The sequence below is a fragment of the Microbulbifer epialgicus genome (assembly GCF_041447265.1).
GTDB lineage: Bacteria > Pseudomonadota > Gammaproteobacteria > Pseudomonadales > Cellvibrionaceae > Microbulbifer > Microbulbifer epialgicus.
In genome coordinates, this window is sequence record NZ_JBGMEK010000114.1 from 1 (window position 1) to 9,894 (window position 9,894).

Genomic DNA, 9,894 nt, shown 5'->3' on the forward strand with positions numbered 1-9,894 from the left:
GTCCTCCGGGTTTAGGCTGAGAAATCGACAAAATGAAAATCGATCGCGTATCTGATATTCCAGCTCATCATCCGATAGGTTATATAAATGCTGTAATACAAGTGCCTTGAACATCAGTACCTTATCAAAGGGTCTTCTTCCAGCATTACTCTTTCTTGGAAGTGTGGGGATTTTATTCAAAGTACTCCGGAAGTCCTCCCAGTCAATCAACTTACGAAGAGCAACCAGTGGATCACGTTCATTTAGCTTGCGATGGCGGTCATCAAGACCGAAAAAACTCGGCTGCATTTGACAATAACCTTTACTAGTGAGCGTTTAGGCTATTTTACCGGAAATTAGTGAATTTTTAGAGGTACCCTTATTTTTATTAGAGCTTTAATCGCGTTAGCGATATGATATTTAGCAAGCATCTCGATATGCTTTAGTACTTACTCTACATCAACGACAAAGCTACATATACAGGGCTCCAAACCTAGGGGTGGGCTCATTAAACTTTCTGAAAGTATAAACGCAAAATCTCACATAGAGTGGGATCCGGGATATTAGGATAAGGATCTGAGTATTTATCTCAGTATTGGGTTTTATATAGATCTGACACAGTGAAAGCCAGGGGCTTCCAGTTTATTGGTTTACAGGGTATTTTGCTGGCCTCTTCAAATAAGCGTCGTAGAACTTTCAGAGTTGGTGAACAAGTAGCTTTCCCACGCGAGCAAAAACACAGAAGCCATCCTGCTGAATATTTGCTCTTTCACCGGATTATTTGGATTTTTGGGGCATCGGCAAAACCGCTAAACTTTGCGACATAATCATATCTATCCCCCCTTTATTTTTTGGCATTTTTTGACGACAATCGTTGCTAACCTTTACCTACTCAGAGAATAATAATGAAGGATTTGTGGATTATTGGCGGTGGCCATAACGGCCTGGTGTGCGCTTGCTATTTGGCCAAAGCGGGAAAAAAAGTAACAATTCTAGAGCGCCGGCCGATTGTTGGCGGAGCTGCGGTTACTGAAGAATTCCACCCAGGATTCCGAAACTCTGTAGCAAGCTATACCGTGAGTCTGCTCAACCCGAAAATCATCGAAGACCTTCGCTTACGCGAGCACGGCCTGGAAATCAAGTTACGGCCGCAGTCAAACTTTTTCCCACTTTCAGATAGCGAAAGCCTCTCCTTCCATAAGAATCTCGCAGATACACAGGCAGAGTTCGCCCGCTTCTCTGAAAAGGATGCAGCCACGCTACCTGACTTTTATGCCATGCTGGAATCTGTAGCGGATATTTTGCGCGAGGAACTGCTCCGCTCTCCTCCCAATGTTGGCGGTGGTTTTGTGGATTTGGTTCGCGCTGGTGGCTTTGGCTTAAGGGCAAAAAAGCTGAGTATGGCATCGCGTCGTGATGCACTGGACCTATTCACCAAGAGTGCTACCAGCGTACTGGATGCCTGGTTTGAAAATGACCATGTAAAAGCTGCCTTTGCATTCGACTCTATCGTTGGCAACTATGCTGCTCCCAGCACCCCCGGCTCCGCCTATGTATTGTTGCACCATGTGTTTGGCGAGGTAAACGGTCAGAAAGGCGCTTGGGGTCATGCAATGGGCGGTATGGGCGCTATTACCCAAGCCATGCGGAAAGAGGCAGAGCGCCTCGGGGTCACTATTCGCACAGACGCCGAGGTTAAAGAGGTCTTGGTCGATGGCGGTCGTGCTACAGGAGTGCAGCTAAGCAGCGGAGAGACGGTTACCGCCGACAAAGTAATCGCCAATGTCGGCCCCAAGCTACTCTACTCCCAGATGATTGCCGAGCAGCATCTAGAGCCGGAGTTCCGTCGTCGAGTACGTGGCTTCAGGGTGGGTTCCGGTACTTTCCGTATGAATGTGGCACTGTCTGAGCTGCCAGACTTCACCTGTAAACCCGGCACTCACTTACAGACGCACCATCAGTCTGGAATAGTCATTGGCCCCACAATGAACTACTTGGAGCAGGCCTATGTGGATGCGACACAACACGGCTGGTCAAAGCAGCCCATTGTAGAGATATTGATCCCCTCCACCATCGACCCCTCCCTGGCCCCCAAAGACCAACATGTCGCCAGCCTATTCTGCCAGCAATTCGCTCCTGAACTGCCGAACAACAAATGCTGGGACGACGACCGCGAGCAAGCGGCGCAAACCATTATTGATACCGTCACTGAATACGCCCCCAATTTCCGTGACGCCATCATCGCCCAGCAAATTCACTCGCCCCTGGATTTAGAGCGCAAGTTTGGCTTGATGGGAGGCGACATCTTCCATGGCGCCCTGGGGCTGGACCAACTATGGAGCAACCGCCCCTTTATGGGCTTTGCGGATTACCGCACACCTATTCACGGCTTGTATCTCTGTGGCTCCGGTAGTCACCCTGGAGGTGGGGTTACAGGAGTGCCTGGGCATAATGCTGCGATGGAGATTCTAAGAGATAAATAAAAGTGGCCTGCGGAGTGCGGGCTCTTATCAACTCTAAGGCCAATTATTCTAACTGCGGACAAGGTTGTAGGAGAGTGGTATACGACTCACTGCATTCAATCCCTGAAAAATTCTTTTTGGTTTTATTTATCATCGCCTGAGGTAGCACAGTCCTTCCTGACAGTTAACGCCGCAAATCGCAGCTTACCTGCCACTTTGCTTGGTTAAACATTTTACCTCATTCCAAAACGGATAATTGGCTCAGTAAAAAAACTTACTGAAAAGCGTAGTGGTTGATACCAAATATTCGTAACTCCACCCTCCTTAAATCCTGTGTCTCTGTGATTTTTCTCATCTTCCAGTATAGAATACACAGCCTCATATGCAGAATGATCACCCTTGCTTTCTAGGTACTTCAATTGTTCTTCCAGGTGGTTTATTACAACCGACTCCACAGCCCAAGTGCAAGCCAAGATACCTCGCCTACCTAGCAGTGAAGATATAAACCCCATTACAAAGCCACCCAAACCACAAAGCCAGTAGCTTTTACAGCGTACGCCATTTCGAGCGATTATTTCATTCCAAAATATATCTCTATGACGTTCTTCATCCACTTTAAAACTTTGTAAAAGTGGAACCAGATCTCGATAGAAAAATTTACATAATAATATTTGTGAACGATAAATGTTGATAGCGCCACACTCACCCGCGTGATTCACTTTAAGAATCTTTTTAGGTGTATCCAGACTACTTTTACTATCGCGACATTTCATCTTTGTATGTATAACGTTCACAGTTACGGCTAGCTTGAAGCACAGAAGAAAACCAACCCGGTAAACTGCACTTATTATGCTCTCTGCTAAATACTACCGGGTCAGAAGGAAAGAATACACTGCACTCGAGACGCGCTGTGAACACTTCCCTGTAAGCTCGTAATCGGCATCCATACCTCATACGGTCCCGAGCGCAGTGTATTCTTTCCTTCCCCCTTTTTAGTAATTTTAAAAAGCCCCTTCGAATAGACATGATGAATATTAATAGCCTTTATTGCATTCTCAACTTCTGTCAATTTGACAACCTTGCAAGACGAAACCAAGGATTTCCTCTAATTGCAAAAAGCCAAAAACCAGCTGATGCGAAACCACCTACAAATGCGTAATAGCCAAACAACTGCATAAGATGGTAGTTAAAATTTGGCAATTCACCAGATACAGCCATAGGGTATATCATGTAATTAGCTAAGGGGGGAGCCACCCCTAAAAATAGACCCAAAAAAGTGGTGCGCAGTAGCTGCCCCCACCTCATTTTTTTGAACAAAAAAACACATGGGAATACTATAAGAGCCGAAATAAGTAATGAAGCCCCCCAAATAGCAATTGAAAGCTTGTTAGGAGTGACAAACATCATAAGTGGTGCAATTGACTGCTGAGGAAACATTGCAGTAACACCGCCACCAATATTGTAATTTAGTGTGCTTTGCCCCCAGCTAACTGCTGGAAATATATACTGGCCTATCCATGCAGCAAAACTACACAGAAAAGGAATGGCCATAAGACTGCATAGAATTCTGATCATAATTTGCTGACACTTATTAAAGAGCCGGTGGCTTTCTATCCGTATGGCCATTATTTCTAAAGTAGACCCTTCAAGCTCTGCAGGCAAAGCATTATTTATAGTAGCTTATCGATTTTTGTCAAATATCCACCAGAAATAGTGGGCTGCCAGCTCAAGTCGCTTGACTCAATTTCTCGCTCTTGAATACATTTCATCTACTATTAAATCAATAAGTTAGAGCGTAAATTTCTGTGGATGTCAGCTATGGCACTATAATTCAAGCTTTGAAACCTGCGATACGTTCCTCGTTAACGTAAATAAAGGCCTGAATTGCTCACTAGGAGCTCCCATAGCCGCAATAGCACTATGCACGGCCAAACGATTTGCTGCCTCGACAATACAGCTCGCCACTTATCAACGGCGTGATTAGCAACGTTTTACCGGCTGCCCTCATCTGTCTGCCGGGTGTTAGTGGTTACATAAGCACTGAATATTAAATCGCCGACACCATCAGTCTGTACGTTGTTCTGGTCATCGATTACGGCAATAGTGCATTTAACCTTGGGCACTACTTTTGGTGGGCTCAGCACCCTTTGTTATCGTTGCGCGCACGATAGTAGAGGCACAGTGGCCATCATTAGGGCCTTTTGGCACCAAAGAGGTATTCGAATCGGGGGCAAATATTACCCACCAGACAAAGCCACACAAATTTTTACTTGGAATCCAGCTTTTAATCATTGATGCCCAGAGTTGCCCCGCCCTTTCGGCATATTCAGACGCTCACTTTCCGCTCCCTTTTGATCCGCATATAAATTTCTTCACGGTGAATGGGCAGTGACTTGGGTGCGCTTATGCCTATCTTCACTTGATTACCTTTAACCTCCAGCACTGTGACTGAGACATTTGCTCCAATTCTTAAGTTTTCACCTGTCCGTCGCTTTAAAATCAACATACTCATTTCCTTCTATAGTCAAAGTTTGGGCGCTTCCGGGGTGGGGGAATCTGGGTTTTAACGTTTGGAGGAAACGTGGGGAGGTGCGCGAGGGCGGTAAGCATAGAAGAGGAAAAGGCGGGCGCTAGGCTTCCAGAGCTTAGGAACATGCCCCAAGCTACTGAGTGATCTCGACTTTATTGAAGACGAGCGGGTTTCTAGCGTATTATCCATATAGCCATTTTGATAGTCACGTTATCAATTTGGTTAGCTGGCCCCGGGTGTTGGTAGCACCTTGGGTCAGCGCCTTTTACTTACTCTTACGTCACGCTACCGCTCTCCTTTGAGGGGATGGGTCTTTTAGAAAATTCTCGGTCCTCTCGAACCTTTCAAGCCTCTCAAATCTCTGAAGCCTTTTTAATCAGCTCACTCAATTACGGCCAAAGTACCAAAAATGTCTACCAATTCTACGCAGCTTTGACATTGAAACAAACTTAATAAATTCCAATAAGATCATTTTTGTGCCTATATTTTTATTGTAGACTGGGAAAATTTCAGTCAACAACTGACAGTTGCAGTTTATATTGAGGTTTACCTGCGCTTTTCCTAAAGATTGAAGTATAAAGTTCTCAATGAAGGTAAAGCTACAACTCTAAGAACCAAGGTTGACTACGATCTCCTAGAGCTATTACAGCCCTACTCTTACAGAAAGGGCGGTATTTGGGCTGACTCTTCTGGTAAAACTTCAGCCCATATTTCTCCACTATCACTATAAAGTGCTGCACATAGATACCCAGGAAGGAAAAGCTCGTAAACTAAACCTGACCTGTCAGAGCACTTCCTAAAAACTGATAATTATCAGACAAAGTCTGAACTACTACAAATAGCAGCATTAAAGCATGAACAGCATTTACAATGCTAAAAACTATCCAGGTTAATTTCTTTATCAAATTATTTAAGCTCAATAGTTTTGAGCTTACAATAGTTGGCTGCTCCCGGCCATACTGCTGTTTCATAAATCTGAAATCTCACATCTTTGCCTGCCATATAAGCAGATAACGCAATAGAAAGTATTCTTTCCTCTCCTCCTTCCGACTTTGGAGGAATATAGACGCCAGCCAAGCAATTTGAAACCTGTGTAGGAAATTTGATTAGCACATCACCGCCACCAAATGAATCATAAGCGATTATTTCCTGAATCTTGCCTACAGCACTTACAATCGCAGCTTGGGTAGGTAAAGCTCCGGTTAACAATAAAATAGCCAGTAGCTTCCTACACATTTTCTTTTTCTCCTGTACTCGTTAATTTATAAGAGATCTATGTGCCACGTTATGCTGCACCCAAAGCACCTCAAAATAACCACCCAACTTACTCTGATACAGAGCCAGACAAGCAGGGACATTACGCCTGTTTTAAAGCTGAGCATTTTGACTGCTATCAACCATCCTGTGATCACCTATAAGGCAAAGAATTAGCGCTTTTATGGTGAATTGAAGAGAGCGCTTTTGCACCTTGTCACCAAATAACAAAACTTATACATGTCGCAGGTTCAACTGATAAGGTCTTAGCAACGACCCCTCTATAGTTTTGAGGGATCGTACAAGTGGTAGGCTTAGAGAACAAATACAAGCTCTTTGGAGTAGGGCGTGATCTGAATAAAACCTAGCATGCAGCGCGCTTTGAACAATCTACCAGCGCTACTTTTACCCCTCCTACATGGTTTCGTTTTTAGTTAATTAAAACCTCTTACAGTAAAAATCCATGATTCCAAGATTCAACAACGTTACCTCCGTACAAACCGCATTTACCATACCCATAAGCAGTAACAGTTGATCCTGTAGCCTTTGCAGCTAAAGCCATACTTAATACCGCTTTTCCCCCATCAGTAGATGCATCCACTGCCAAAGCGTTGCCATAATTTTCTTTATCTGAGCACGCTGCCGGATCTCCACTTAAGGGTTTATCAAAAAATATCATAGTCCTCCCATTCTCATCGACTCGAATCTGCTTTACCTTTCCGCTGACCGAACCTAAAGAATAGGCATTTGACACAAATAATGCAGCAATAGCTGGAATCAACAATCTCTTCATTTTACATACCTTGACAAGGTTAACTGACTGAATATGTTATTTGACTCTCATCCAAAGATTTAACAGCCAACTCGAATAAAGCCTCTCTGACTCACTTTGCTCGACATCAAAAGTCCGGCAATTTTATAAGATTAAACCTGCTGACTGGGGCCAGCAGGCAGAGAAATTGCGGCTGTTTTAGAACTAGGCATTTTGACGACTATCAACCACAATGTGAACCCCCATAAACCAATGAATTAGCGCTTTTGTGGTGAGCAGAAGACAGCGCATTTGAAACCTGTCACCAAATACCAAAAACTATACATGTCTAAGGTTCAACTGATAACGGCTCGCCCCTCTCGCCCCTATGGTTTTGAGGGCTCGTTATTGCCACTGTAGCAGCAAAGGTTTATAGCATGATACAACTTGCCACCTTCCGGCAGTCCACAGAATCTGGCTATGGTAGGTTCTAAGCTATTTTCCAGTTTAACTAGGTAATAAATATGAAATTGAAGAAATTCGTACTATTTGTAACTTTGCAATCATTCTGTGCTTTTGCATCAGCCGGCGATATCGCTTACGGAACAATAGATGCAGTAAAAGTGTACGATTTCGAGGGACAAACAGTCACAAAGATAATTTTTTCTTCTGACTCCTCAGCTCAGTTTGAGCCTTCATGTAATCGAACTGCCCTTATTACGCCCAGCATCCATGGTGAAGAAACTGATCGATTGATAAGTATTGCATTAGCTGGCTATATGGCCGGGAAAAAAGTAAGGGCACATTCTCGAACAGAGGGAAGTTGCGAGGTTGGTTTACTATCATTATCTGAAACTTATATGTAGCCAATGGAAACGAGCTAGAGTCTCAGGGAGGACGGCAGGATATCTGAACCAACAGCCTGCGCACCCTGCGCAGGCTTATAGGGTGACATCCACTCATCCGGACCCTTGTCGCCCTTGCTATGGTTCCGGCCGTCATCTACCAGTCATAGGTTCTCAGGAGCTTCATAAAGCTGCCTCTTTGGCCCAATTGGTACCACCGTGTTTGTATGCCCAGGACAGTGGCACAATGTGTTCAACATCCTAGTCAGAAGCCAAAGTGTAGAAGTTGCCATTGTACTGGCCAGCCATAGCCTGTATCGGCAGTGCAGCTCTTAACGTTGGTAAAGGTCACCGGGGCCAATGAGAACTGAACTAGCAACTCATGGCGGGTACACTGACAGCCACCATCAGAGCCAGGCCAACGAGAAAGCATTCATGCGGTCATAGCTGCGCTCCGGCTTCAACTTCGAGCCAGCCGGAAAGGACGGGTGATAGGCGATTGCGGCAGAGCTCCTCAACAGCGTCATTCGCAAAGTTGCGAAAAGCGCCCCCTCTGACGACCCAGCAATGAAGGTAGTATAGCTGGCTGTGCAAGCTGCCCCAGAAAAATGGACGATGCCAATCCAGAACTGGAAGCCGGCAATAAACCGTTTTATGATCGAATTTGGCGAGAGAATCGCAGACTATCAATAATCAGTTGGCAAGGGTGGTTACACAGAATCAATTACACCCTCCCACTGAAAAGTGCAGCACATATTAAAAATCAATAAAGTGCTACACTTTCAGATAACATAAGGTTAACAAGTGTAACTTAAGTTAATAGTGAGTAACATTGTTACCCATGACCTTTGCCATATTTTTTTAACATGTATTCTGCTGTCAGCTCGCCATTTATTACGCCATCAAATTCAGCCTTACTAATCTCCTCATTGATAAGCCTTCCGGCCATTTCTGAGGTCGGATAAAGAAAATAATATTTCCCATCGCTAATTTCTACTGCCCAACCTCCCTTCTGCCAAAAAAGACCAGGACGCTTCATTTCACTGCGATCAAGCTTACATATTTTTCCAGTTAGTCGCTTCATGTTAAAAACCCCATAGTTTTTCATAAGCTTTAGGTGGATCACTTTTAAAGTCTACAACACCCTCAGGGCTTCCTCCCGCTGTATACCCGCCGGGAACCCACTGACCTTCATATGCACCAGATTCGTTACCACGAGGGATTCTAATTTCACCAAGATCGGACCTTTTAAACCCGACAATAATAGTTCCTTTTTCTGGATTTGAAAGGTAGCCGTCATCCAGTTCTAACAGCTTTTCAAAAGCCTCTAAGTCGCCATTTGATTCCTGCCACGCCTTATCAAATGTGCTCCTAGGCATTACAAATCCGCCATCAAGTCCAAAAGTTCCAAGTTTATTAAATGCAGCATAATTTGTAAACCGAACCACTCCATCATCAAATAGCCGTTGGTGCGCCTCAATATAATCCGCTGGCAAATACTCATCAGGATATTCTAGATTATCTGGATCAGTACGCTTTTGCTCTAAAATCTCGTCAACTTTTTCATTTGACAACGGAACTTCTTCAGGTACCTTCCGCCCAATGTCAACTTCTCTGGTCTTGAAGTCAGTTTGATAATTCCCTTGATCCACCAGATCTCGATCTTTAGTTCTAACCTCCAACTGGTATGAGGTGGAATTTTCAAATGAATTCTGAAGGTAATTCAACTCCGTTAAAATGTCGCCAGGAATTTTATGCTTGCCAAGTTCTATTAATTTAGCCAGTAACTTGGTTCCTGTATACCCAGCTGCCACTTCTACGGCAATCTCAACACCTAAGGCCTTACCATACTTAATGATAATTTGCTTTTGCCTGTCAGGGTCGCCTTCAGCAGCCTCTAACTCCTCATAGAGTTTTTCAACCCCCTCAATTGTATTGTAAATCTCTACAGCCGTAAGAGTGAGATTAGCAGCTACATATACATATCCCAGGTACAGTAAATATGCGGGGAGAGCATTATTTTCTGCCGCATTCTTACCCGCCTCCGCTGCTATTTGAACATCTAGCCCAGCG

The 9,894-nt window shown here is 44.4% G+C and carries 11 protein-coding genes and 1 pseudogene; 3 read left to right on the forward strand and 9 right to left on the reverse strand.

The window, feature by feature from the left end:
- A partial coding sequence (locus ACCI49_RS22255; protein WP_371838736.1) for a transposase occupies window positions 1–288 on the reverse strand: 288 nt, incomplete at its 3' end.
- Between the two features lie 596 nt (window positions 289–884).
- Here ACCI49_RS22255 and ACCI49_RS22260 point away from each other — a divergent pair.
- Window positions 885–2,462 (forward strand): phytoene desaturase family protein, encoded by a 1,578-nt coding sequence (locus ACCI49_RS22260; protein ID WP_371841432.1) that lies wholly within the window; start codon window positions 885–887, stop codon window positions 2,460–2,462.
- Between the two features lie 212 nt (window positions 2,463–2,674).
- Here the strand turns inward: ACCI49_RS22260 and ACCI49_RS22265 are convergent, their stop codons facing one another.
- The 6 genes from ACCI49_RS22265 to ACCI49_RS22290 all read right to left on the reverse strand — a co-directional run bounded on the left by ACCI49_RS22265 (window position 2,675) and on the right by ACCI49_RS22290 (window position 7,018).
- Window positions 2,675–3,214, reverse strand: a complete 540-nt coding sequence (locus tag ACCI49_RS22265; protein ID WP_371841433.1) for a demethoxyubiquinone hydroxylase family protein — start codon at window positions 3,212–3,214, stop codon at window positions 2,675–2,677.
- 292 nt (window positions 3,215–3,506) lie between these two features.
- Entirely contained in the window at window positions 3,507–3,992 is a 486-nt protein-coding gene (locus ACCI49_RS22270; RefSeq protein ID WP_371841434.1) for a hypothetical protein, read from the reverse strand.
- A 440-nt stretch (window positions 3,993–4,432) separates the two neighbouring features.
- Window positions 4,433–4,585, reverse strand: a complete 153-nt coding sequence (locus ACCI49_RS22275; RefSeq protein WP_371841435.1) for a hypothetical protein — start codon at window positions 4,583–4,585, stop codon at window positions 4,433–4,435.
- Window positions 4,586–4,767: 182 nt separating this feature from the next.
- The gene (gene csrA, locus ACCI49_RS22280; protein WP_371841436.1) at window positions 4,768–4,947 is read right to left on the reverse strand and encodes a carbon storage regulator CsrA; all 180 of its coding nucleotides are present in this window, start codon (window positions 4,945–4,947) and stop codon (window positions 4,768–4,770) included.
- Between the two features lie 930 nt (window positions 4,948–5,877).
- Entirely contained in the window at window positions 5,878–6,207 is a 330-nt protein-coding gene (locus ACCI49_RS22285; RefSeq protein WP_371841437.1) for a hypothetical protein, read from the reverse strand.
- Between the two features lie 466 nt (window positions 6,208–6,673).
- A complete protein-coding gene (locus ACCI49_RS22290) occupies window positions 6,674–7,018 on the reverse strand; it encodes a hypothetical protein (protein ID WP_371841438.1) in 345 nt (114 codons plus the stop codon).
- 482 nt (window positions 7,019–7,500) lie between these two features.
- Between ACCI49_RS22290 and ACCI49_RS22295 the strand changes: the two genes are divergently transcribed.
- Entirely contained in the window at window positions 7,501–7,842 is a 342-nt protein-coding gene (locus ACCI49_RS22295) for a hypothetical protein (protein ID WP_371841439.1), read from the forward strand.
- 480 nt (window positions 7,843–8,322) lie between these two features.
- Window positions 8,323–8,514: pseudogene (locus ACCI49_RS22300) on the forward strand (IS256 family transposase); the annotation flags it as partial.
- A 142-nt stretch (window positions 8,515–8,656) separates the two neighbouring features.
- On the opposite strand, the gene ACCI49_RS22305 reads toward ACCI49_RS22300, so the two are convergent.
- Together ACCI49_RS22305 and ACCI49_RS22310 are read right to left on the reverse strand one after the other, a co-directional pair.
- Window positions 8,657–8,905: a hypothetical protein gene (locus tag ACCI49_RS22305; protein WP_371841440.1), complete on the reverse strand. Its 249-nt coding sequence runs from the start codon at window positions 8,903–8,905 to the stop codon at window positions 8,657–8,659.
- 1 nt (window position 8,906) lies between these two features.
- A partial coding sequence (locus ACCI49_RS22310; protein WP_371841441.1) for a hypothetical protein occupies window positions 8,907–9,894 on the reverse strand: 988 nt, incomplete at its 5' end.